This is a genomic window from Xylophilus rhododendri, assembly GCF_009906855.1.
GTDB classification, from domain to species: domain Bacteria; phylum Pseudomonadota; class Gammaproteobacteria; order Burkholderiales; family Burkholderiaceae_C; genus Xylophilus; species Xylophilus rhododendri.
Map to the genome: position 1 here is coordinate 4,874,950 of NZ_CP047650.1, position 24,342 is coordinate 4,899,291.

Genomic DNA, 24,342 nt, shown 5'->3' on the forward strand with positions numbered 1-24,342 from the left:
GTTCGGTCCCTGGCTGGTCATGCCGCATCGTAGGCGACATGGCCAGCCGGCCTATTCAGCCGTGGCGCCGGATCGGCGTACGGCATCGCCCCACTTCAGGATCTCGGACTGGATGAAGCGGTCGAACTCGGCGCCGGTGGAGGGCGAGGCGATGGAGCCGCGGTCGCCGATGAAACGCACCATCTGCTCGGACTTCAGGATGTCGGTCACTTCCTGCTGCAGCCGGGCCATCACCTCGGGCGGGGTGTGCGCCGGCGCCATCAGGCCCAGCCAGCCCACGCCTTCGAAGCCCTTGAGCGCGGCGATGCCGGTCTCGCGCATGGCCGGCACATCGGGCAGCTGCGCCGAACGGGCGGCGGAGGTGACGGCCAGCGGCACCGCGCGTTTGCTCTGGATCAGCGGCAGGGCGGCGGTCACCGAATCCACCATCAGCGGCACCTGGGCGGCCATGAAGTCGGCCTGCGCCGGGCCGCTGCCGCGGTAGGGGATGTGGGTGATGAAGGTGCCGGTGGCGGCCTTGAACATCTCGGCCGACAGGTGCTGGGTGCCGCCCACGCCGGCGCTGGCGTAGTTGAGCACGCCCGGCTCGGCCTTGGCGCGGCGCACCAGTTCCGCGATGGAGGTGATGCCCGAGGCCGGCGTGGCCAGGAAGACCAGCGGCACCTTGGCGATCAGCGAGATGCCGGCCAGCTCGGTCTTCACGTCGTAGGGCAGCTTCTTGTAGAGCGTGTGGTTGACCGCCATGGCGCTGCCGGCGACCAGCAGGGTGTAGCCGTCCGCCGGCGCATGGGCGACCAGCTCGGTGCCGATATTGCTGCCGGCGCCGCCCTTGTTGTCCACCACCACCGGCTGGCCCAGGCGCTTGCCGAGCTGCTCGGCCAGGGCGCGGGCGAAGATGTCGGTGGCCTGGCCGGGCGGAAAGGGCACCACCATGCGGATCGGCCGGTCGGGCCAGGCGGCGGCCCGGGCGGGCAGGGTGCCGAAGCAGGCGGCCACGGCGGCGGCTGCCGCGAGGCGGATCAGGGTTTGTCTCTTCATTTTTTCTTCTGCCGGCATCGGGGCCGGCCTTCGCGGTGAATCCGCGTTTTTAACCCGGATTCGGGTGGCTGCTAGCGGGCGTCCTCGTCCTCGACGAATTCGGCGGTGATGCGGTCGGCGCCGATGGCGGGTTCGACCAGGTCGCCGCGGCTCGGCAGGATCTCCCAGCGCTTCTCGCGCAGGCCGCCGCGCACGGCGACCACATGTAGCTTGAGCTGGATGTTTTCCTCCACGGCGTCCCAGACGCCGCGGTAGACCAGTTCGCCGTCTTCCTCGACGAAACCGTTGGAGATGTCGATGCCGGAGAACTCCTCGGCATCGAAATACAGGCCGAGCAGGGTGGAATCGCCGCGGATCTTGTAGGTGACTTCGACCGATCCGTTCAGCTGGAAGCGCATGTCAGGTCCTCTCTGGTTGGAAGCCGAGGATTCTGGCGCCTGCCGGTGCGGCTGGTGTAGCGATGTTTCCCCGGGAAACCCCGATGCGGCTTCAGCGCAAAGCCGCTGCCTGGCCGGCGCTGACGAAGGGGCGCTCGCGCATCCACTTGGTGGCCACCCACTTCTCGCCGGCCGAGACGGCGCTGCTGGCATGCAGCAGGGCGGGATCGACCTCGCCGCTCTCGTTGCAGTATTCGAAGTAGACCGCGTTGCCGCGCTGGGGCGACACCGATACGCCGAGTTCCGGGAACACCGTCTCGCCGCCGCCCTCGGGTTCGTGCAGGTAGGTGACCAGGGTGCTGACCCGCTGGCCGCTGCGGGCGATGGAGGCCTGGTTGGCCTGATTCGACGGCTCCAGGTAGTCGTGGTGCGGCGCGCTGCCGGCACCGGGCGGGTAGTACAGCAGCTGCAGGCCCTCGCCGTGCGACTCGGGCAGGTTCATGAGTTCGGCGCAGAGACGGTCGATGCGCGCGACCAGCGGGTTCTCGGCCGGCAGGAAGAACATGCCCAGGCTGCCGCGCAGGCCGGTGACGGTGTCGCGGCCGGTGGCCGGATCGACCACGGTGGAGGGCTTGAGCCGTGGCCGCGCCATGCCGATCAGCCGGGCACATTCGTCCGCATCCAGCACGCCCGACAGCACGGCGCCGGCCTGGCGGTGGAAGCGTGCGGCCACGCGGACGGCGCGGCCGGCGGCCTGCAGCACAGGGCCGGGCGGCAGGCGGGCGATGTCTTCCAGCTCGACGGTATGCAGGGGCGGCGGCAGGCCCAGCGAGCGGGCGCGTTCGAAGGCGCCGACGATGGCGCGCGAGGCGCGCGGCGGGATGCCCTGTTCGTCCAGGGCTTCGACCACCGCGGGCGGTGCCCAGCCCTGGGCGAGCTGGGCGGCGATCCAGTCGCCCAGCGCGGGCGGGAAGCGGGCGAGTGTGGGCATGGCGGTGTCGGGCCTAGAGCTGGTCCACGGCCACCCATTGCGGGTCGCGCCACTGGAAGGTTTCCTGCAGCTGGGCCTTGCCGGCGCCGTGCACCACGCCGGCCACGACCGGGAAGACCTGCTGGATCTCGCTGTCCTGCGTCCACGGCGCGGCCTCGACCTGGTAGGTGTAGCTGACGACCGCCTGGCGCTGCGCGCCCTGGCCGTTCAACTTCCAGCCGACGACCTTGTCGAGCGTGAGATGGGCGGCGCAGAAGTCGTGCGCCGGCACCGGCTTGCCGCCCTGGTTCATGGTGCCGTGCACGATGTAGAACTTGCGGCCGGCGTCGGTCAGGTCGAAACGGCGCACCTTCATGTGGTGAAGGGTGCCTTCGTCGTCCACATCGACTTCGGCCACGCCGGAGGCGACCAGGCCCAGGCGCTCCAGGGCCGGCATCTGGCGTGCGTCGCGGCTGCCGACGTCGATGTCGTGCTGGGTGACGTCGATCGGCCAGCGGCTCTTGCCCAGGCAGAGGTCGCCGCGATCGGCCAGGTATTTCTGGGTGGCGGCGCCCAGCACTTCGGCATTCGGTTCGCTGGTGTGGGAGCAGGCGGACAGGGCCAGGGCGGCTGCCAGGGCGGCGGCGGAAAGAGTCGTCTTCATCGGGAAATCGTTCATTGGATGCAGGGGCTGCCGGCGGGCGGGGCGGGCGCGTCGGCCGCCTGGGTCTTGTAGCCGTCGTCCAGGGTCTTGAGGAAACACTGCAGGTCGGCCAGGTCCTGTTCGGACATGGGCGGCTTCGTGTGGCGGGCACGGCCGTCCATGGGCATCTGGGTGTCGATGTTGGCGACGAAACGCGGGGGCAGGTCGTCGTACTTCTGCACCTTGCCGCCGACGTACTGGGTGGTGATCAGGCCGTAGGTAGGGAAATCGGCATCCGGTTGGGCCTTGGGCTTGCCGCCGACGGTGGGATACCAGATCTCGGGCATGGTGTCGCGGGTGTTGTAGAAGCGCAGGACCTGCTCCAGCGAATGCATGGCGCCGTTGTGGAAGAAGCTCTTGCGGGTGGCCACGTTGCGCAGCGTGGGGGCCTTGAACATGCCGCAGAAGGTGTTGCCGGCGACGGGCGGATGGTCGCTGCGGTCGGGGCCGCACAGGCCCAGGTCGAAGTGCCTGGCGTCCTGGTTGGCGGCGATCTCGCGGTTGCGCGGCACGCCGATGGCCTCGTAGGAGAAGTCGGTGAACAGCGCCGAGGCGCCGTTCAGGCCCGCGCCCTGGTAGTGGCAGGAGGCGCAGTTGCCGGTCTGCGGATTGGAGAAGACACGCAGCCCGCGTGCCTCGGCGGCGGTGAGGGTGCCGCCGATCTTGTTGCCGGCGTAGCGGTCGAACTTGCTGGTGTAGGGGTGGAAACTCACGTCTTCGAGCTGGTAGGCCTGCAGGGCGGAGGTGGCCTGCATGAAGGCCTTGTGCGGATCGTCGAAGACCTGGGCGCCGAAGGCCTGGCGGAACTGCTCGGCATAGGGGCCGTTGCGGATCTTCTGGATGACGTCGGCTTCGCTGGTGTTGCCCATTTCGTTGGGCGCCAGCAGAGGGATGGGGGCCTGATCGGCCAGGGTGGCGGCGCGGCCGTCCCAGGCGAAACCGCCGCCGGGGCCGGGAACACTCACGCCGTCGGGGTTGTCCAGCAGGTCGGCGTAGGGCGGGGTGGTGTCCTTGTAGCGCAGCGAGGGCACGGCGCGGGTGCCGGGCGAGGCCAGGTCGCCGCCGCCGAGCTGCACCGCCAGGTCGTTGGGCGGGCCGTAGGCGTGGCCAGGATCGTGGCAGGTGGCGCAGGACATCTTGCCGGAGCCCGAGAGGCGGGCATCGACGAACATCACCTTGCCCAGTTGCGCGGCGGCGCTCAGCGGCCGCTGCACGGGTTCGAAAGGATCGCGGGGCGCGGCCGGTGCGCTGGCGACGGCCGCCGGTTTCTCGGGGACGGCCGAGGCGGTCTTCGCGCCGCCGTCGCAGCCCGCGAGCGTGGCCAGTCCGAGCAGGCAGCACAGGCCGACGGGGCCGAGCACGGAACGGCGCGCCCGGGCGCGCCAGGGGGAAGTTTTTTGCATGGTCTGAAAAGAGGACCGGGCCGCGGCGCAATGCCGCGGCCCGGCCTGGGGGGGCAGGCTTACTTCAGTGCCCAGACGTTGGTCTGGACGGCATCAGGTCCGACCTGTGCGGCGGTCGCCACGTCGGCCGACTGCTTCTGCGTGTAGGTCGCCGGGGCGGTCCACGCATGGTTGATCGGGCGGACCGAATCGAAGTGCGTGTCGGCGCTGCCGGCGTACTCGGGCAGGTTCAGGATGTTGGCGGCGATGAAATGCTCGGTGTACTTCGAGCGGTTCATGTAGGAGCCTTCCACGGCCGGGTCGGCCAGGCCGAACATGTCCTGGAAGGTGCGCACCAGTGCGAAGTGGCTGTAGGCGTCGCCGTCCGACACACCCTTGGGCGCCGTGCCCTGGTTGGTCAGGATGCCGAAAATCGACTGGCCGTGGCCGCGATTGCCCTTGAAGTAGTTGTTGACGGTGGTGTCGGGCGAGAAGGTGCCGTCGGCGTTCTGCTTGAGCGGGTTGGCGACCGTGCTGTTGGACACGTTCCAGCCGCAGCAGGAGTTGAAGCCGGAGGTGGCATTGCCTTCGTCGAACATCAGCACGATCGCGACACGCTTCTGCGGGTTGTTCCACAGCGGCGAGGCCTTGATCTTGGCGACCAGCTTGTCCACGGCGTTGTCGCCGCGGGTGATGATGGCGCCGCCGGTGGCGTTGGGCACGTTGTTGGCCACGCTGACGCAGTCGCTGGCGGTGCGGGTGGTGCCGGTGGACGTGTCGGTGCCGGTCAGGCCGATGCCGTGCATGTCGTCGCACTGGTCGGGCACGACGAAGTTCAGGGTGCCGACATTGCCGCTGGCCAGGTCGGTGCCGAGCTGGTCGACGTCGTAGCTGGCCGGCACGGTGTACTTGGTGCTGGACTTCAGCACGGCGTCCCACTGGCCGCCGCCCATGGTGCGGTTGCTGTACTTCCATTCCGGCGCGCTGCGCACGTTCTGGTAGGCCATGCCCGGATGGTGCTTGGTCTTGTACAGGCCGGCCGGCAGGGGCAGGTTGAGGGTGGCGCTGCCGAGCGCGGTGGTGTTGCCGCCCACGGTGCCGACGGCATAGGTGTGGTCGACCGCGCTGACGGTGCTGTCGGCCACGCTGTCGGTGCGGTAGTCCTGGCCCGGGTTCATCGACTCGTTGTAGGTGCGCCAGGTCATGCCGGCGGCGCTGAGTGCGTTGAACAGGTTGGGCTTGCCCACGATGTTGTGGTTGACCGCGGCGGTCTGGGTGCAGCTGGCGGCGAAAGGCGAGCTGGCCAGGCCCGGCTGGTCGCTGGTGGGCAGGGGCAGGTCCTGCGGAGCGTTGGCGCCGGTGGCGTCGCAGTTCCACTGGCTGTCGTCGGTGATGCCGAAGTCGTCGGCGCCGCCGAGGGCGGTGTAGTTGGGCTCGCTGGGGTTGCCGGTGGCGTAGTAGCTGGTGAGCTGATTGCCGGCCTTGAGCAGGGCGTTGATCTTGGGCGCGTAGGCCGAATTCAGGATCGACAGCGTGGCCTTGTTCTCCAGCATGACGACGAACACGTTGTCGTAGCGCGGGATGCCTTCGACGTTGAAGGCGGCCTGCTGCGACTGCGCGAAGGTGATCTTGGCGCGGGTGTCCTTGGCGGTGGGCACGGTGGCCTGGGTGACGTTGGTCATGGCGACCAGGCGCGGATCGCCGCCCGGGGTGGCCAGGTCGTCGGGATACAGGTCGCCGCGGTCGAGCTTGGTGGCGGCGTAGGTGAAGCGGTTGTCCAGCGACTTGGCTTCGGCGAGCATCGCCTTCTGGTCGGCGCCGGTGACGGTGGCGGCGTCGGCCAGCACGTTGTTCACGGACACGCCGATGCGGGTGGCGACGTTCTGCTTCTCGACGGCGTAGGTGGTGCCGTTGGCTTCGGTCAGGCGGGTGACTTCGCTGGACAGCGGGCTGATCACCACGCCGCCGGTCTGCTCGACCACCTGGGCCAGCGAGGCGCGCAGCACGTCGCGGCTGGCGACCTTGGCGCCGGTGCCGCTGTTGGTGGCGCTGGTGCCGATGTCGGCCAGCAGCGCGGCGCGTGCCGGCAGCACGATGCTGAAGGCGCCCTTGCTGTCGGTGGTGACGGCGCTCTCGCCGGCATCGCAGACGCCGTTGGCGTTGGCATCCACGCAGACCTTGGCGCCCTGGTAGTAGGCCGCGGCGATGGTCGGGTCGGTGGCGCTGCCGGCGGTGAAGTTGGTCGCGGTGACGACACCGGTGAGGGTGACGGTGGTCGGCGAGGTCGAGGCCGAGCCCGGATCGACGACCATCGAATTGCCGCCGCCGCCGCAGGCGGCGAGTACCGCCGTGGCCAGCAGCGTCAGCGTCGTGTTCAGGACGCGCGCGTGGGGTTTGTACATGTGGATTTCCAGGATGTTTGTGAATGCCGCCTGCTCCGGATCCGCTTCATTTGCGTATGAATGGCGGTGGAAGGTTGCCGGCGGACATTAATTTCCTGTCATGACAATTCATTGACGAAGCATGAATGTTTACCTGGGCGGTACTTCATTGGAAGCGGATTGAAAGCTTCCGGAAGGCTGCGCTGGTCGCCCCTGCTTCTGGATATGCAAGTGCTTGTGGTTTCAGATGATTTGTTTGGATCGAATATCGCATCGATTATTCGAGTCGAATGTCGATAATTCGATCGACGAAGACTGCGATTTACCCGGGTTTCTCTCTTGGAATATCCCTGTCGCGATTATTGTTCGCGATGCCTCGCCCTTCGCCGGCGCAAGGCTAGACGGCCCGCGGCATGTGTTTGTCGATCACCCGCCGGATCAATGACCCCACTTCGCGCGCCGCCCGCGATGCGGGCCGTGCGGGCGTGCGGCCCAGCACCAGCTGACGCTGGATCTGCGGCTCCACGATCAGCGAGGTGCGCATCGGCCGGTTGGCGGGGATGCCGGCGACCGAGTGGCCCGAGGCGATCGCATAGGCCTTGCCGCAGGAGGCCAGGGCCTGCTGGATCTGGGTGGAGTCGGCTTCGGCCACCACGTTGAGCACCACCTCGTGCTTGCGCGCCAGCTGCTCCAGCAGGAGCCGGGTGGAGCTGGGCGCGCTGGGCAGGATCAGCGGGGCGCCGCCCAGCGCCTTGAAGGGCACCTGCGGGTTGCGGGTCAGCAGGCTGTCGGGTGCGCCGGTGAGGTAAGCCTCCACATCGCACAGCAGCTCGAATTCGGAGGACTTGCGGCTGCCGTAGCGCAGGGTCACGCCGAGGTCGACCGCGCCGCTGGACAGCCACTGTTCCACATGCCCGGCGGAGCCTTCCTGCATGCGCAGCACCACGCCGGGAAAACGCAGGCGCAGTTCGTCGAACAAGGGCACCAGCAACACATCGCAGAGCGAAGGCAGCAGGCCCAGGCGCACTTCGCCGGCGGGCTCGGCGGCGCCGGAGACGATGTCGCGCGACAGGTTCTCGGCTTCCCGCAAGACCGCCTGGGCGCGCGGCAGGATGCGCTGGCCCAGGTCCGACAGCTGCAGGCCGCGGCCGGTGCGCAGGAAGAGTTTGCCGCCGCACTCGGCTTCGAAGCGGGCGAGTCGTCGGCTCACGGCGGGCTGTGGGGAGCCGACCAGCGCCGCCACGCGGGTCAGGCTGCCCTCGGCCACGATCTGCGCGAAGAGCTGCAGATGCGACAGGTCCCAGTGCGGATCGGTTTTGGTGCTCATGCTTTTTCCGGTATGGCTGCTATGCGCCAGCACAGCCAAAACCGGACGGCGCGCGATTCTATAGTGGCCCGAAGAACAACCAAGGAGACAGCCAGATGACCTTCGGCCAGGGCGCGCTGCGGCGCGCCATTCTTTTCTCGGCCCTCGTGGCGGCGGCTGCCGCGAGCCCGCTCGCCCATGCGCAGAACTATCCTGACAAGCCGGTCCAGCTGATCGTGCCCTACACCCCGGGCGGACTCACCGACAGTCTGGGCCGGATCATCGCCACCAAGCTCGCCGAACGCTGGGGCAAGCCGGTGCTGGTGGACAACCGGCCGGGCGGCGGCTCGACCATCGGCACCGCCCATGTGGCGGCCTCGCCGGCCGACGGCTACACCATCCTCGAAGGCAGCATAGGCCTGATCACCAACCCCTACCTGATGCCCAAGCTGGCCTACGACCCGAAGTCGCTGGCGCCGGTGGCGCTGGTGGGCACGGCGCCGCTGATCATCGTGATCAACCCCAAGATCCCGGCCAAGACCCTGCCCGAGTTCATCGCCTACGCCAAGAGCCGGCCCGAGGGGGTGACCTTCGCCTCCTCCGGCAACGGATCGAGCCCGCACATCACCGCGGCGCTGTTCGCCGCCAAGGCCGGCATCAAGGTGACCCATGTGCCCTACAAGGGAACGGCGCCGGCACTCAACGACCTGCTGGGCGGGCAGGTCAATGCCGCTTTCGACACCCGGCTGACCGAGCAGTACCTGCAGGCCGGCAAGCTGCGCGCCATCGCCGTGGCGGACGACCACCGCATGGCCAGGCTGCCCGACCTGCCCACCATCGCCGAGGGTGGCGTGCCCGGCGTGGTGGCCAAGAGCTGGTTCGGCTTCTTCGTGCCGGCCGCCACGCCCAAGGCGGTGCGCGACAAGCTGGCGCGCGACATCCTGGCGGTGGCGCAGATGCCCGATGTGCGCCAGCGCATTTCCGACATCGGCCTGGAGCCGGAGACCCTGGACACCGCGGCCTTCGAAAAGTTCTACCAGGAAGAGAACCGCAAATGGGGCGAGGTCATCAGCACCCAGCACATCACCCTCGAATGAACGCCATGGAATTCCAGACCCTGCAGCTGTCCGTCGATGGCGGCGTCGCCGTGCTCACCCTGGCGCGGCCGCCGGTCAATGCGCAGAACGCCTTGCTGCGCGCCGAGATCACCCAGGCCTTCGACATGCTCAACGACAGCGAGGCGGTGCGCTGCATCGTGTTGACCGGCCAGGGCAGCTGCTTTTCGGCCGGCGCCGACCTGAAGGACCGGCCCTCGGCCGAGGAGCCCGGCGCCTTCTGGCGCCACAACCGCCATGTGCGCGAGAGCTTCAACGCCATCGCCGAATGCAGCAAGCCGACCATCGCCGCCATCAACGGCGCGGCCATCGGCGCGGGCTTCGCGCTGGCGGTGTCCTGCGACATCTGGCTGGCCGCCGACAGCGCCTATGTGCAGATGCCGGAGATCAACGTCGGCCTGGCCGGCGGCGCGGCGCTGCTGCAGGGCGTGTTCGGCAAGTCGCGCGCCCGGCGCATGTTCTTCACCGGCATGAAAGTGACGGCCCAGGAGCTTTACCGCCTGGGCCTGGTGGAGGCCTGCGTGCCGGCGGCCGAGCTGATGCCGCAGGCCCTGGCCATCGCCCGCGAGATCGCCGCCAAGAGTCCCACCGGCCTGCACTACGCCAAGGAAGCGATGCGGCTGACGGCCGTGATGCCCGAGCGCGAAGGCTACCGGCACGAGCAGAACATGACCCATGCGCTGTCGCGTACCGCCGATTCACAGGAGCTGCGCGCGGCCTTCCTGGAAAAACGCGCGCCGCGCTTCGACCGCAGCTGAGCCGCATGCCCACCGACACCCTTGACCGCATGACATCCTCACCCTCGCTCCTGACCCCGCAAGAAGAAGCAGCCTTCCGCGCCGAAGTCGAGGCCTTCGCCCGCGAACATTGCCCGCCGCAGGTGCGGGCGGCGGTGGCGGCCAATGCCAAGCTGCACCGCGCCGAATACAGCGCCTGGCAGAAGGCGCTGCATCGGCGCGGCTGGTCGGCCCCCGGCTGGCCGGTGGAGTACGGCGGCACCGGCTGGGACCAGAAGAAGCGCTACGTCTTCGAGGAAGTCACCGCCGCGCTCGACTGCCCGCCGCAGTACCACCACGGCATCGGCCACATCGGCCCGGTGCTGATGGCCTTCGGCAGCGACGAGCAGAAGGCGCGCTATTTGCCGGGCATCCTGAACGGCGAGGACTGGTGGTGCCAGGGCTATTCGGAGCCCGGCGCCGGCTCCGATCTGGCGTCGCTCAAGACCCAGGCGGTGCGCGACGGCGAGGACTACATCGTCGACGGCCAGAAGATCTGGACCTCGCACGCCCAGGAAGCCGACCTGATGTACACGCTGGTGCGCACCGATGCCAGCGGCCGTAAGCAACAGGGCATCACCTTGCTGCTGATCCCGCTGGATACGCCGGGCATCACCCGCCGGGCGATCCAGACCATCGACGGCTGGCACCATGTCAACGAGATCTTCCTCGACAAGGTGCGGGTGCCGGTGGCGCAGCGGGTGGGCGAGGAGGGCCAGGCCTGGTCCTATGCCAAGTACCTGCTGGACCGCGAACGGGTGGGCGCCAGCGCCATCCCGCAATTGACGCAGCTGCTGCGCTCGGCCCAGCGGGCGGTGCGGGCCCATGTGGATGCGGCGCGGCTGCCGCGCGGCCGTCACGCGCTGGAGGAGCGCCTGCTCTTGGCCGAGGCGGCGCTGATCGGCGTGCGCGAGCTGGCGGTCAAGGCGATCGACGATGCCAGGCACGGCCGGCCGCTGGGCTCGCGGCCCTCGGCGCTGAAGCTGCGCTGCTCGGAGCTGTCGCAGGAGATCGTCGCCATCGGCATGGATGCCGCCGGCCCGGCCTTGGCGAGCAGCTTCCGCGACCCGGAGCAGCAGGGCGGCGCCGAATGGCTGGGCGATGCCAACTGGCTGCACAACTACCTCTTCTACCGTTCCAAGACGATTGCCGGCGGCACCAGCGAAGTGCTGCGCAATGTGATCGCACGCGAAATTTTCGGAGCCTGAACCCATGGCCTTTCAAGCACAGCCGGCCTTTGCCGGCGAGATGTACGACGCCGCGCTGCGTTTCGCCGCCGACGTGAGCGCACGGCAGCACGACGCCCTGGGCGCCGTGCAGGATGCCGCGCGCACCGCTGGCGAACTGGGCTGGCCGGCCCTGCTGGTGCCCGAGGCGCTGGGCGGGCTGGAAGCCGGCCTGCCGGACCTGGCCGCCGTGGCCGAGGGCTGCGGCCGGGCCGGCCTGTTCCTGCCGCTGGCCATGCTCTGCCATGCGGTGCCGCTGGCGCTGCGCCGCTGCGGCAGCGCGGCGGCGCTGGCCTTGCTGGCGCGGGTTGCCGACGGCAGCGCCACCGTCGCGCTTGCGGCGGGCGACCTGCGCGCCACCCTGGCCGAGGACGGCGGCTGGCGGCTCGACGGCACGCTGCCGGGCATCGCCGCGGTGCGTGCCACCCACTATTTGATCGATGGCGGCCAGGCGGACCAGCCGCTGTGGATCGTGCCGGCGCACGCCGCCGGCCTGCAGGCCGGCGCCGCCTATCCCGGCATGGATGGCGCGCCCCGCCTGCGCTTGCGCCTTGATGGCATGGCGGTGCCGGCGGCGCATGCGCTGCAGCCTGGCCCGGGCTGGCACGAAGAAGTGCTGCAGGCCGGCGTGCTGGTGACTTCGGCGCTCTGCGTGGGCGCCATGGGCCGGCTGGTGGAGCTGACCATCGAATATCTGTCCACCCGCAAGCAGTTCGGCGTGGAGCTGGCGAGTTTCCAGGTGCTGCGCCACCAGGTCGCCGACATGTATGTGGGCTACGAGAACTTCCGGGCGCTGGCCCAGTCGGCCATCGATGCCGCCGAAGGAGAGCGCCTGCCGGCGCCACGCCTGGTCTCGCTGCTCAAGCTGCAGCTGGGCCGCACCGGCCGCCGCATGGGCGAGACGGCGATCCAGGCGCATGGCGGCATGGGCATGACCGAGGAGCTGCCGGCCGCCCGCCTGGCGCGCCGCCTGGTGGCGGCCGAATTCGAATACGGCGGCAGCGCCGAACATCTCGAACGTGCGCAGGGCACGGTCTTCGCCCACGAGGTAGCCGCATGAGCCAGGCATTTCCCAAGCCGCGCAGCGGACCGCTGTCGCACCTCAAGGTGCTGGACCTGAGCCGGGTGCTGGCGGGCCCCTGGGCCGGCCAGGTGTTGGCCGACATGGGCGCGCAGGTGATCAAGGTGGAACGCCCCGGCGCGGGCGACGACACCCGCGTCTGGGGTCCGCCCTTCCTGAAGGACGCCGAAGGCCGCGAGACCCGCGAGGCCTGCTACTTCCTGGCGGCCAACCGCGGCAAGCGCTCGGTCACCCTCGACATCAGCCGTCCCGAGGGCCAGGAGATCGTGCGCCGGCTGGCCGCCGACGCCGACATCGTGCTGGAGAACTACAAGGTCGGCACGCTGGCGAAGTTCGGCCTGGACTACGAGAGCCTGAAGGCGGTGCGGCCCGACATCATCTACTGCTCGGTCACCGGCTTCGGCCAGACCGGGCCGCTGGCCAGGCTGCCCGCCTACGACTTCATGATCCAGGCCATGGGCGGCCTGATGAGCGTGACCGGCGAACGCGACGGCGAGCCCGGCGGCGGGCCGCAGAAGGTCGGCATGCCGATCATCGACGTGATGACCGGCATGTGGACAGCGGTCGGCGTGCTGGGCGCGCTGGCGCAGCGCGAGAAAACGGGGCAGGGCGACTACATCGACCTGGCCATGCTGGACGTGATGGTGGCCACCATCGCCAACCAGGGCATGAACTACCTGGTCTCGGGCAAGACGCCGCGCCGCATGGGAAACAAGCATCCCAACATCCAGCCGCAGGACGTCTTCACCTGCAGCGACGGCAAACAAATGGTGCTGGCCGTGGGCAACGACGGCCAGTTCGCCGCCTTCTGCGAAGCGGTCGGCGCGCCGCAGCTGGCGCGCGATCCGCGCTACGCGCTCAACAGCGACCGGGTGGTGAACCTGCAGCCGCTGATGGCATTCATCAGGGCCGAGATCGGACAGCGCCCGCGCCCGGAGATCATCGAACTGCTGCGCCGCCACGGCGTGCCCTGCAGCCCGATCAACGACATCGCCGAGATCCTGCAGGAGCCGCAGATCCTGCACCGGGAGATGCTGCGCTACCTCGACCATCCGACCGCCGGCAAGGTGCCGCAGATCGTCAGCCCGCTGCGCTTCCAGCAGATGCCGCTGGCCTTCGACGAGGCGCCGCCCTTGCTGGGGGCGGATACCGATGCCGTGCTGGCGGACATCGGGATGGGGGCCGGCGAGATCGCGGCCTTGCGGGCCGGCGGCGTGGTGTAGCAGCAGATTTTTTTCGGCTTACTTGCGTAGTTGGAATTTTCTGTTGCATAATTCGAGGCTCGCTACCAAGCAGGCTCAGGCTGAATCGGTAGCAAAGCAAGGAGTTTTTCTCCTGCAGAAATTTGACGGTTTCGAAGTGGGCTCTTAGCTCAGTTGGTAGAGCAGCGGACTCTTAATCCGTAGGTCGAGTGTTCGAGTCACTCAGGGCCCACCACCACTTCGCGAATAAAACCCCCAGCGCTTCCGGTGCTGGGGGTTTTGTCGTTTCGGGCTGGCAGAGGCTCACATCGTCAGGTGCTCGCCCGCGTTGTCGCCACCCAGCACCACATAGTTGGCGCGCTTCAGGTCGGCCAGCTGCGTGCCGCCGGCGTAGCTGATGCTGCTCTGCAGGTCCTGCTGCATCTCGGTCAGGGTGCCGGCGAGCGCGCCCTTGTGCGGCTGCAGGATGCGTTTGCCTTCCACGTGGCGGTACTCGCCCTTGTTGAAGTCGCTGGCGCTGCCGTAGTACTCCTTGAAGCGCTGGCCGTCGACCTCCACCGATTCGCCGGGCGACTCCTCGTGGCCGGCGAGCAGGCTGCCGATCATCACCATGCTGGCGCCGAAACGGATGCTCTTGGCGATGTCGCCGTGCTCGCGGATGCCGCCGTCGGCAATGATGGGTTTGGTGGCCACGCCGGCGCACCACTTCAGCGCCGAGAGCTGCCAGCCGCCGGTGCCGAAGCCGGTCTTCAGCCGGGTGATGCAGACCTTGCCCGGGCCGATGCCGACCTTGGTGGCGTCCGCGCCCCAGCTCTCCAGGTCGATCACCGCCTCGGGCGTGCCGATGTTGCCGGCGATGACGAAGCTGGCCGGCAGCTTTTGCTTGATGTGGCCGATCATGGCCTGCACCGTGTCGGCATGGCCGTGGGCGATGTCGATGGTGATGTATTCGGGCTGCAGGCCCTCGGCGGCCAGGCGATCGACGGTCGTGTAGTCGGCCGGCTTCACGCCCAGGGAGATGGAGGCGAAGAGGCCGGCTTCGCGCATCTGGCGCACGAACTCGACGTTGTCGAGGTCGAAGCGGTGCATCACGTAGAAGTAGCCGTTGGCGGCCATCCAGCGGCAGATGCGGGCATCGACCACGGTGCGCATGTTGGCCGGCACGACGGGAAGGCGGAAACTGCGGCCGCCCAGGGTGGCGGTGGTGTCGCACTCTGACCGGCTCTGCACCCGGCATTTGCGCGGCAGCAGCAGGACGTTGTCGTAATCGAAGATCTGCATGGGAATGACGGCCCCGGCGCCGCTTCCGGCAGGGTGCCGAAAGAAAAACCGGGCACCAAAAATAGTAGGCCCGGTGATCCATTCTAGGCCGACCGTTTAGGCGTGCGGCCCGGTGGGGCGTATAGACCTTATATGGCCGGGGCGCTCGACAAGTCCCGCGTTCTCAGGGTGTGCAGTGGCTGGCGGCGGAGGCGATCAGCCGGCCGCGGTCGTCGGCGATCCAGCCCACCAGGCGCAGCTTCGCGGGATCGGCGCCTTCGGGGATGTGCATGGAGCGCCGCTCGCTCCAGCCCTTGGCATCGAGGGCGATGTGCTCGACGGAGAGGGCGCCGCGCACCAGGCGGCGCGCACCGGTCGCTCCGGCGCTGCCGGCCGGCAGGTCCTCGATCAGCAGCAGCCAGGCATCGAAGGGGCCGCCGGCCGCGGCGGGCGGGGGCGTCCAGCCGATGGACACACCCAGGTAGTCGTTGACCGCCGGCCCCTGCGCCACCCGCAGCTTGCCGCCCTGGGCGGAGACGACGGGGTGGCGCCATTTCCAGAACTGCGGCTCGGGTGTTTCGGGTGTGTAGCCCAGCGCGGCCAGGCGTTCGCTGGCCTCGGGCAGTGCGGCGGCGGCCAAAGGCGCCTGGCTGTCGTCGCCGGGCACGATCCAGTCGATGGTGAAGGCGCCGCGGTCGGCCTGGGCGACGGGGCGCGACCAGCACTGGCTGCAGGTGTCGGGCAGGAAACGTTCGACGATCACCCGCGGCGGCGCCTTGCTGTCGCTGCTGCAGAGCGCGGCGGCCGCCGCGCCGGTGGCCGAGAACACCGCCAGGGCAGCGAGAAGGGCTGGTGCCAGCCGGGAAAGCGAGGTCATGACCAATAGCCTAACGCCTTGGCGCGACGGAGTTTCTACAATCGCCCGATGTTTCCAGACTCCTCGCAGGACGGCCTGTTCGCGGCACAGCCCGCATCCGGCCCAGCGGCCTCCGCGCCGCTGCTCGCCAACCTCAATCCCGAACAGCTGGCGGCGGTGACGCTGCCGGCCGGCCATGCGCTGATCCTGGCCGGCGCCGGCTCGGGCAAGACGCGGGTGCTCACCACCCGCATCGCCTGGCTGCTGCAGACCGGCCAGGTCTCGCCCGGCGGCATCCTGGCGGTGACCTTCACCAACAAGGCCGCCAAGGAGATGCAGGCGCGTCTCCAGGCCATGCTGCCGGTGAACACCCGCGGCATGTGGATCGGCACCTTCCACGGCCTGTGCAACCGCCTGCTGCGGGCGCATTACAAGCTGGTGAACCTGCCGCAGTCCTTCCAGATCCTGGACACGCAGGACATGCTCTCGGCCATCAAGCGCCTGATGAAGGAGCACAAGGTCGACGACGAACGTTTCCCGGCCAAGCAGGTGCAGTACTTCATCAGCGGCGCCAAGGAAGACGGCAACCGCCCCACCGACATCCAGCCGCGCGGCGAGGACGACCGCAAGAAGGTGGAGCTCTACGCCCTGTACGAGGCCCAGTGCCAGCGCGAGGGCGTGGTCGATTTCGGCGAGCTGATGCTGCGCAGCTACGAGCTGCTGCGCGACCACGCACCAGTGCGCGAGCACTATCAGCAGCGCTTCCGCCACATCCTGGTCGATGAGTTCCAGGACACCAACCGGCTGCAGTACGCCTGGTTGAAGCAACTGGCCGGCCCGAACGCCAGCGTGCTGGCGGTGGGCGACGACGACCAGAGCATCTACGCCTTCCGTGGCGCCAACGTCGGCAACATGGCCGACTTCGTGCGCGAATTCGATGTGAAGCACCAGATCAAGCTGGAGCAGAACTACCGCAGCTTCAGCAACATCCTGGACTCGGCCAACCACCTGATCAGCCACAACAGCCGGCGCCTGGGCAAGAACCTGCGCACCGACCAGGGTCCGGGCGAGCCGGTGCGGGTGTACGAGGCCACCAGCGATTTCGCCGAGGCGCAGTGGATCGTCGAGGAGATCCGCCAACTGGTGCGCGACGGCACCGATCGCAAGGAGATCGCCTGTCTCTACCGCAGCAATGCGCAGAGCCGGGTGATCGAGACGGCGCTGTTCAACGCCGCCGTGCCCTACCGGGTGTATGGCGGCCTGCGCTTCTTCGAGCGCGCCGAAATCAAGCATGCGCTGGCCTACCTGCGCCTGCTGGAGAACCCGAGCGACGACACCAGTTTCCTGCGGGTGGTGAACTTCCCGCCGCGCGGCATCGGCGCACGCAGCCTGGAGCAACTGCAGGATGCGGCGCGCGAGATGGGCTGCTCGCTGCACGACGCGGTATCCAGCATCAAGGGCAAGGCCGGCACCAACCTGGGCGCCTTCGTGGCGCTGGTGGATGTGGTGCGCGAGCAGAGCCAGGGCCAGCCGCTGCGCGCCATCATCGAGCAGGTGCTCGATGCCAGCGGCCTGCTGATCCACTACCGGGCCGAGCGCGAGGGCGCCGACCGGGTGGAGAACCTGGAGGAACTGGTCAACGCGGCCGAGAGTTTCGTCTCCATCGAGGGCTTCGGCCGCGATGCCAACGGCATGGATGCGCGGCCCTCGCAGTCGCCGGCCAGCCAGGGGCTGGACCTGTCCCAGCCGGTGCTGGACCAGCCGCTGGACGAACCGCCCGCCTTCGACGCCGAGACCGGCGAGACCCAGAGCCCGCTGGTCGCCTTCCTCACCCATGCAGCCCTGGAGGCCGGCGACAACCAGGCCCAGGCCGGCCAGGACGCCGTGCAGCTGATGACGGTGCATGCCTCGAAGGGCCTGGAGTTCGACTGCGTCTTCATCGGCGGCATGGAAGAGGGCCTGTTCCCGCACGAGAACTCCATGAGCGACCGCGACGGCCTGGAAGAGGAGCGCCGCCTGATGTACGTGGCGATCACCCGTGCGCGCAAGCGCCTGTACCTGAGCCATTCGCAGACCCGCATGCTGCACGGCCAGACGCGTTACCACGTCAAGAGCCGCTTCTTCGAGGAGCTGCCCGAGAACACACTGAAGTGGATCACGCCCAAGCAATCGGCCTTCGGCGCCTATGCGCCGCGGGCCGGCGCTGGCGGTTCGGGCTCGGGCTGGGGCGGCGGATCGGGCAGCTTCGGCATGGGTGCCGCGCCGCAACCGGTGGTTCAGCAGAAGGCCGCGCCCAGCCATGGGCTGCGGGCGGGGCTGCAGGTGTTCCACAACAAGTTCGGGGAAGGCACCGTGCTGTCGGTGGAGGGCGCCGGCGAGGAGGCGCGGGCCCAGGTCAACTTCCCGCGCCACGGGGTAAAGTGGCTGGCGCTGTCCGTCGCCAAATTGACGGTGGTCTGAAAACGGCGGGCCTGCCGCTCAGGCGGCGGCGGGCTCGGCGGCCGGTGCATCCGGCACCGGATGCACGAAGCAGTCGACGAAGGTGAAATACAGCGAGTTGAAGAACATCGCCGCCAGCGCCAGGGCCGAGATGGTGATCATGCCGGCCGTCACGCTCAGGGCCAGGGCCGAGCCGCTGTCGCCCAGCAGGCCGGTCAGCAGCAGCAGGGTGGTGAAGGTGCCCACCGCCACGCTCCACAGCAGGAAGATGCCCACCCAGGCCAGGGCATAGACCGAGAAGGCCCGCAGGTTGCGGATGCAGGCGATGAAGCTGAAGAACACGCTCTTCAGCGGCGAGATGCGGTACCAGTAGACCAGCGCCGGCGCATGCCAGAACAGCATCGACAGCGGCATGTACATCAGCAGCGTGAGCCACATGGCGGCCTGCACCGCCGGCACCTGGAACATCTCGGCCGGGCTGCGGTTGCCGGACACATAGGCGCGCGCGAACTGGCCGCCATCGATCAGCGCCGAAATGCCCAGCATGACGATGAAGCAGCCCGCGTACAGGGCGCCCAGCAGCAGCATCTGCCGCGCGTAGGCGGGGCCGGCACGGAAGGCAGAGAACAGCGCGGACGGCCGGGCCCGCTTGCCGGCCTCGGCATCGCGCGAGGCGGCCATCAGGCCGAGCGTGGCCGCCGGCATCAGGCACAGCACCACCAGGAAACCGATCACCGGCACCAGCGCCGCCATGCTCAGGCAGGCCAGGAACAGGATGAACAAGGCCGTCAGCGCCACCGGCTGGCGCCAGAAGATGCGCACGCCCTGGCGGGCCCAGGCCAGGCCGGTGCGAGCGGGGACGACGTTCAGGTGCATGTCAGGGGCAGTCGGTGGAAGGATGCGGAAGAAAAAGGGCGGTTCAGGCGGGCATCGGATCGCGTGCCTCGGCCAGGCGGCCGCGCAGCACACGTTCGAAATGGCCGGGATCGTGCGGCGTGAGCAGGGCGGCGTCGCGCGGCAGGTGGTAGTCCCACAGGCGCGAAATCCAGAAACGCAGCGCGGCGGCCCGCAGCATGGCAGTGCTGAGCCGCCGTTCGGCGGGCTCCAGCGGGCGCACGGCGGTGTAGGCGGCCAGGAAGGCCTGGCTGCGTTCGCTGTCCTGCAGGCCGGTTTCCAGGTCGATGCACCAGTCGTTGAGGCAGACGGCGATGTCGAAGAGAAAGCTGTCGATGCCCGCGAAGTAGAAATCGAAGAAGCCGGTGAGCCGCTCGCCCTCGAACATCACGTTGTCGCGGAACAGGTCGGCATGCACCGGGCCGCGCGGCAGGGCGGTGCTGTCGGATTGGGCGGCGATGTGGTTCTGGTAGGCCAGCTCGGCGCGCAGCAGCTGGGCCTGTTCGGCCTCCAGATGCGGCAGCACCGTGGGCGCCACCTCGTTCCACCAGGCCAGGCCCCGCAGATTGGGCTGTTGGCGCGAGAAGTCGGCGCCGGCCAGGTGCATGCGGGCCAGCATGTCGCCGACGGCCGCGCAGTGCGCCGCCTGGGGCGCCAGCTGGCTGCGGCCGGGCAGGCGGTTGACCACGGCGGCGGGCTTGCCCAGCAGCGCATGCAGCACGTCGCCGGAGCGGTCCGGCGCCGGGTCGGGCACCGGGATGCCGCGGGCGGCCAGGTGCTGCATCAGGTAGAGATAGAAGGGCAGCTGTTCGGCGGTCAGGCGCTCGAACAGGGTCAGCACGTAATCGACCGTGGCGCCCAGGTCGCCCTCGGCGGTGTCGGGCTGCACGGTGACGAAGTAGTTGGTGTTCTCGATGCCGCCGGCGATGCCGCGCAGGCTGACGAGTTCGCCCAGCCGCAACTGGCGCATCAGCTTGCGTGCCTCGTCTTCGGAGACTTCGGTGAATACGGCCATGGGAGAGGGGGAGACGAGAAACGGTCGGGGGACGGGAAGAGGAGGAAGGCGCGGGCGCCGCGATCAGAAGCCGATCATCTTCCAGGTGCGGGCGCCGCCGTTGGCATCGCCGCCTTCGCGCTCGGAAGCGCGGCGGCGCGCGCCGTCCGTCGGCTGCACGTCGTATTCCTTGGCGCCGCGCGGCTGCACCGTGATGCTCTGGGTGCGGCCGCCGTAGCGCACTTCGTCGATGGAGGTGCCTTCGTCGCCCACATGCAGGTGCTCGACCTTCTGCTCGACCCGCGGGGTGCGCGGCTCGGGTCCTTCGACCAGTTCTTCGGCCCGCACGTCGGACGCTAGCAGGCTGAAGGCAAGGGCCGCGGCCAGGATGGCGGCGGGGCGCAGGAGGGGGAGGGCGGACATGGGTTCGATTGTAGGCGCTGGCCTGCCGCCGGTCGTGGCTTGGCAGGCACAATCCCCGCCCATGAGCGACCTTCCGAACGCCGCGGCCGATGCCGCCTCCACACCCGCCCCCGCCGCCGCGCCGGAGCACGGCCGCAACACCCTGCTGCTGGTCGACGGCTCCAGCTATCTCTACCGCGCCTTCCACGCCATGCCCGACCTGCGGGCGGTGGCCGGCGACATGACCAGCCCCGCCACCGGCGCGATCCGCGGCATGGTCAACATGCTGGCCGCCCTGCGCCGCGAGGTGCGCGCGCACTACGCGGCCTGCGTCTTCGACGCCAGCGGGCCGACCTTCCGCGACGCGCTCTATCCCGAATACAAGGCCCAGCGCAGCCCGATGCCGCCGGACCTGCGCAGCCAGATCGAGCCGATCCACGAAGTGGTGCGCCTGCTCGGCTGGCCGGTGCTGTGCGTGCCGCATGTGGAGGCTGACGACGTCATCGGCACCCTGGCGGCGGCCGCGGCCGCGCAGGGCATGGACGTGATCGTCTCCAGCGGCGACAAGGACCTGAGCCAGCTGGTGAACGAGCGCATCACCATCATCGACACGATGAACGGCAAGAAACGCGACGTGGCCGGCGTGACGGCCGAGTTCGGCGTGCCGCCTTCGCTGATGATCGATTACCAGACCCTGGTGGGCGACGCGGTCGACAACGTGCCCGGCGTGCCCAAGGTCGGCCCCAAGACGGCCGCCAAGTGGCTGCTGGAATACGGCTCGCTCGAAGGCCTGCTGGCCCAGGCCGACAAGATCAAGGGCGTGGCGGGCGAGAACCTGCGCGGCGCCATCGAATGGCTGCCCAAGGGCCGGGAGCTGGTCACCATCCGCACCGATTGCGACCTGGCCGAACACATCGTGGGCCTGCCCTCGCTCGAAGGCGTGGCCATGGGCGCGCAGCAGACCGAGGAGCTGAAGGCCTTCTACCAGCGCTTCGGCTTCAAGGGCCTGGTGCAGTCGCTCAACGAGCAGGAACAGCCGCCCGAGCTGATCGAGAAATCGAAGAAGCCCGGCCGCAGCCCCGATCCGGGCCTGTTCGACGAGCCCGAGGTGCAGGCGGCAGAGAAGGTCAGCAACGTCCGCTACGACACCATCCTGGACTGGGCCGCCTTCGACACCTGGTTCGCCCGGGTGCAGGCCGCCGGACTGGTTGCCATCGACACCGAAACCACCTCCCTCGACGAGATGCGCGCCGAGATCGTCGGCATCAGCTGGAGCGTGGAGGCCGGCGAGGCCGCCTACATCCCGCTGACCCACGACTATCCCGACGCGCCGGCCCAGCTGCCGCGCGACGAGGTGCTGGCGCGGCTCAAGCCCTGGCTGGAGGACGCCTCCCGCGCCAAGCTCGGCCAGCATGTGAAGTACGACCGCCACGTCTTCGCCAACCACGGCATCGAAGTCGGCGGCTACCGCCACGACACCATGCTGCAGAGTTATGTGCTGGAAGTGCACAAGCCCCACGGCCTGGGCAGCCTGGCCGAGCGCCACCTGGGCCGCAGCGGCATCAGCTACGAAGACCTCTGCGGCAAGGGCGCCAGCCAGATCCCCTTCAGCCAGGTGTCGATCGACAAGGCGGCCGAATACTCCTGCGAGGATTCCGACCAGACGCTGGATGTGCACAACACCCTGTGGCCGCGCCTGGAGGCCGACGAGAAGCTGCGCTACATCTACGAACTGGAGATGAAGAGCAGCGAGGCGCTCTACCGCATAGAGCGCAACGGCGTGATGATCGATGCCGAGCGCCTGGCCCAGCAGAGCCACCAGCTCGGCCAGCGCATCCTGGAGCTGGAGCAGCAGGCCCACGAACTGGCCGGCCAGCCCTTCAACCTGGGCAGCCCCAAGCAGATCGGCGAGATCTTCTTCGTCAAGCTCGGCCTGCCGGTGGTCAAGAAGACGCCGAGCGGCGCGCCCAGCACCGACGAGGAGGTGCTGGAGAAGCTGGCCGAGGACTATCCCCTGCCGGCGCGCATCCTGGAGCACCGGGGCCTGTCGAAACTCAAGGGCACCTATACCGACAAGCTGGGCACCCTGGCCCTGCCGCGTACCGGCCGGGTCCACACCCACTACGCGCAGGCGGTGGCGGTGACCGGCCGGCTCTCCAGCAACGATCCCAACCTGCAGAACATCCCCGTGCGCACGGCCGAGGGCCGGCGGGTGCGCGAGGCCTTTGTCGCGCCGCCGGGCAGCGTGATCGCCAGCGCCGACTACAGCCAGATCGAGCTGCGCATCATGGCCCACCTGAGCAGCGACGAAGCCCTGCTGCGCGCCTTCCAGGACGGCCTGGACGTGCACCGCGCCACGGCGGCGGAGGTCTTCGGCGTGGCGGTGGAGGAGGTCGCCAGCGAGCAGCGGCGCTACGCCAAGGTCATCAATTTCGGCCTGATCTACGGCATGAGCAGCTTCGGGCTGGCGAAGAACCTGGGCATCGAGACCAAGGCGGCGGCCGCCTATATCGACCGCTACTTCCAGCGTTTCGCGGGTGTGAAACGCTACATGGACGAGACCCGCGCCTCGGCCAAGGAGAAGGGTTATGTCGAGACGGTGTTCGGCCGCCGCCTCTACCTGCCCGAGATCAACTCGCCCAACGGCCCGCGCCGCGGCGGCGCCGAACGCGCCGCGATCAACGCGCCCATGCAGGGCACGGCGGCCGACCTGATCAAGCTCAGCATGGTCGAGGTGCAGAAGGTGCTCGACGAGCAGCAGCGCGCCACCCGCATGATCATGCAGGTGCACGACGAACTGGTCTTCGAGGTGCCCGAGTCCGAGGCCGACTGGGTGCGCACCGAGGTGCCGCGCATCATGGCCGGCGTGGCGGCGCTGCAGGTGCCGCTGCTGGCCGAGATCGGTTTCGGCAGCAACTGGGAAGCCGCGCATTGAGCGCTTGACACGGTTGCTAAGATAAAAACGGCACAGCCCAGCGGCTCCTCGGACATCGGGGGGCCGTTTCTATTTGAGGACCGTGAGGTGAGAGGTTTATGGAACTGTTGGCAATTCTGGTGGCGACCCTGGCGGCGGGTGTGGGCAGCGTCTGGGTGGCGGCCCTGCTGCTGAAGGCGGGCGTGGGGTCTGGCCGCGGGCCGGGGCCGCAGCATCTGCTGAGCCTGGCGGCGGGGGCCTTGCTGTCCACCGCCTTCATGCACCTGCTGCCCGAGGCCTTCGAGAGCGGCATCGAGCCGCAGTGGCTGTTCGCGGTGCTGCTGGCCGGGGTGGTGTTCTTCTTCCTGCTGGACAAGGCCGAGCTGTGGCACCACGGCCATGAGCATGCCGCGCCCGGCCATGCACACGGGCACGGCCATCACGATCACCACGCCGACCATGCACACCACGATCACCCCGAACAGGAGCATGTGCATTCGCACACCCGCGCCTCCGGCGGCTGGGCGCTGGTCACCGGCGACAGCGTGCACTGCTTCGGCGACGGCGTGATGATCGCCTCGGCCTTCCTGGCCGACCTGCGGCTGGGCCTGGTCGCGGCGGTGGCGGTGCTGGCGCACGAGGTGCCGCACCATATCGGCGACCTGGTGGTGATGCGCAACTCGGCCGGCGGCCGGCGCATGGCGCTGGTGAAGGTGTCGCTGGCCGGTGCGGTCACCGCGCTCGGCGGCCTGGCCGGTTACTTCCTGCTGGAGCGTCTGCACGACCTGCTGCCGTATTTCCTGGTGGCCGCCGCCAGCAGCTTCATCTACGTGGCGCTGGCCGACCTGATCCCGCAGCTGCAGCGGCACCTCAGTTCACGCCAGACGGCTGCGCAGATCGCCTGGCTGCTCGGCGGCATCGTGCTGGTGGTGGTGGTGAGCCGGCTGGCCCACGAGCCGGAAGAGCCCGGCGAGCACGGCCACCGGCATTCGGCGGTGGCCGTGCAGGTGGACCAGGGCTGAGGCC

General features: G+C 68.9%; 20 protein-coding genes and 1 tRNA gene. 9 read left to right on the top strand and 12 right to left on the bottom strand.

Translation table 11 applies throughout. From position 1 onward, the window contains the following. Positions 1 to 51: 51 nt before the first annotated feature. The 7 genes from GT347_RS22585 to GT347_RS22615 form a co-directional block, all read right to left on the bottom strand. The gene (locus tag GT347_RS22585) at positions 52 to 1,038 is read right to left on the bottom strand and encodes a tripartite tricarboxylate transporter substrate binding protein (RefSeq protein ID WP_160554326.1); all 987 of its coding nucleotides are present in this window, start codon (positions 1,036 to 1,038) and stop codon (positions 52 to 54) included. 71 nt (positions 1,039 to 1,109) lie between these two features. Beyond that, a complete protein-coding gene (locus tag GT347_RS22590; RefSeq protein ID WP_160554327.1) occupies positions 1,110 to 1,436 on the bottom strand; it encodes a hypothetical protein in 327 nt (108 codons plus the stop codon). Positions 1,437 to 1,527: 91 nt separating this feature from the next. Next, on the bottom strand, positions 1,528 to 2,406 hold the full coding sequence (locus tag GT347_RS22595) for a 2OG-Fe(II) oxygenase (protein ID WP_160554328.1): 879 nt from the start codon (positions 2,404 to 2,406) through the stop codon (positions 1,528 to 1,530). Between the two features lie 13 nt (positions 2,407 to 2,419). Next, a complete protein-coding gene (locus GT347_RS22600; RefSeq protein WP_229722436.1) occupies positions 2,420 to 3,049 on the bottom strand; it encodes a hypothetical protein in 630 nt (209 codons plus the stop codon). Positions 3,050 to 3,060: 11 nt separating this feature from the next. Continuing rightward, a complete protein-coding gene (locus tag GT347_RS22605; protein WP_160554330.1) occupies positions 3,061 to 4,491 on the bottom strand; it encodes a cytochrome-c peroxidase in 1,431 nt (476 codons plus the stop codon). 59 nt (positions 4,492 to 4,550) lie between these two features. Next, a complete protein-coding gene (locus GT347_RS22610; RefSeq protein ID WP_160554331.1) occupies positions 4,551 to 6,872 on the bottom strand; it encodes an alkaline phosphatase family protein in 2,322 nt (773 codons plus the stop codon). A 376-nt stretch (positions 6,873 to 7,248) separates the two neighbouring features. Beyond that, positions 7,249 to 8,178: a LysR family transcriptional regulator gene (locus tag GT347_RS22615; RefSeq protein WP_160554332.1), complete on the bottom strand. Its 930-nt coding sequence runs from the start codon at positions 8,176 to 8,178 to the stop codon at positions 7,249 to 7,251. Between the two features lie 95 nt (positions 8,179 to 8,273). Here GT347_RS22615 and GT347_RS22620 point away from each other — a divergent pair, with 95 nt between their 5' ends. From GT347_RS22620 to GT347_RS22645, 6 genes are all read left to right on the top strand, one after another. Next, positions 8,274 to 9,254: a Bug family tripartite tricarboxylate transporter substrate binding protein gene (locus tag GT347_RS22620; RefSeq protein ID WP_160554333.1), complete on the top strand. Its 981-nt coding sequence runs from the start codon at positions 8,274 to 8,276 to the stop codon at positions 9,252 to 9,254. A gap of 5 nt (positions 9,255 to 9,259) precedes the next feature. Further along, entirely contained in the window at positions 9,260 to 10,030 is a 771-nt protein-coding gene (locus tag GT347_RS22625; protein WP_160554334.1) for an enoyl-CoA hydratase/isomerase family protein, read from the top strand. 5 nt (positions 10,031 to 10,035) lie between these two features. Next, positions 10,036 to 11,256, top strand: a complete 1,221-nt coding sequence (locus GT347_RS22630) for an acyl-CoA dehydrogenase family protein (RefSeq protein WP_229722437.1) — start codon at positions 10,036 to 10,038, stop codon at positions 11,254 to 11,256. A 4-nt stretch (positions 11,257 to 11,260) separates the two neighbouring features. After that, positions 11,261 to 12,334 (top strand): acyl-CoA dehydrogenase family protein, encoded by a 1,074-nt coding sequence (locus GT347_RS22635; RefSeq protein ID WP_160554335.1) that lies wholly within the window; start codon positions 11,261 to 11,263, stop codon positions 12,332 to 12,334. Next, positions 12,331 to 13,578 (top strand): CaiB/BaiF CoA transferase family protein, encoded by a 1,248-nt coding sequence (locus GT347_RS22640; protein ID WP_160554336.1) that lies wholly within the window; start codon positions 12,331 to 12,333, stop codon positions 13,576 to 13,578. Before GT347_RS22635 ends, GT347_RS22640 begins: the two co-directional genes overlap by 4 nt. Before the next feature lie 138 nt (positions 13,579 to 13,716). After that, positions 13,717 to 13,792, top strand: a tRNA-Lys gene (locus GT347_RS22645). A gap of 68 nt (positions 13,793 to 13,860) precedes the next feature. Here the strand turns inward: GT347_RS22645 and GT347_RS22650 are convergent. Continuing rightward, positions 13,861 to 14,838, bottom strand: coding sequence for a GMP reductase (locus tag GT347_RS22650; protein ID WP_160554337.1), 978 nt, complete (start codon positions 14,836 to 14,838; stop codon positions 13,861 to 13,863). Between the two features lie 163 nt (positions 14,839 to 15,001). Then, positions 15,002 to 15,694: a hypothetical protein gene (locus GT347_RS22655; RefSeq protein ID WP_160554338.1), complete on the bottom strand. Its 693-nt coding sequence runs from the start codon at positions 15,692 to 15,694 to the stop codon at positions 15,002 to 15,004. A gap of 48 nt (positions 15,695 to 15,742) precedes the next feature. Between GT347_RS22655 and GT347_RS22660 the strand changes: the two genes are divergently transcribed. Then, positions 15,743 to 18,133, top strand: coding sequence for a UvrD-helicase domain-containing protein (locus tag GT347_RS22660; protein ID WP_160554339.1), 2,391 nt, complete (start codon positions 15,743 to 15,745; stop codon positions 18,131 to 18,133). A gap of 18 nt (positions 18,134 to 18,151) precedes the next feature. On the opposite strand, the gene GT347_RS22665 is transcribed toward GT347_RS22660, so the two are convergent. From GT347_RS22665 to GT347_RS22675, 3 genes are all read right to left on the bottom strand, one after another. Beyond that, a complete protein-coding gene (locus tag GT347_RS22665; protein ID WP_160554340.1) occupies positions 18,152 to 18,988 on the bottom strand; it encodes a BPSS1780 family membrane protein in 837 nt (278 codons plus the stop codon). Positions 18,989 to 19,031: 43 nt separating this feature from the next. Further along, complete coding sequence (locus GT347_RS22670) at positions 19,032 to 20,021, bottom strand: homoserine kinase (protein WP_160554341.1); 990 nt, start codon at positions 20,019 to 20,021, stop codon at positions 19,032 to 19,034. Between the two features lie 63 nt (positions 20,022 to 20,084). Then, on the bottom strand, positions 20,085 to 20,423 hold the full coding sequence (locus GT347_RS22675; protein WP_160554342.1) for a hypothetical protein: 339 nt from the start codon (positions 20,421 to 20,423) through the stop codon (positions 20,085 to 20,087). Between the two features lie 61 nt (positions 20,424 to 20,484). Here GT347_RS22675 and polA point away from each other — a divergent pair, with 61 nt between their 5' ends. Further along, entirely contained in the window at positions 20,485 to 23,337 is a 2,853-nt protein-coding gene (polA, locus tag GT347_RS22680; RefSeq protein WP_160554343.1) for a DNA polymerase I, read from the top strand. Positions 23,338 to 23,435: 98 nt separating this feature from the next. Beyond that, positions 23,436 to 24,338 (top strand): ZIP family metal transporter, encoded by a 903-nt coding sequence (locus GT347_RS22685; protein ID WP_160554344.1) that lies wholly within the window; start codon positions 23,436 to 23,438, stop codon positions 24,336 to 24,338. Positions 24,339 to 24,342 lie beyond the last annotated feature (4 nt).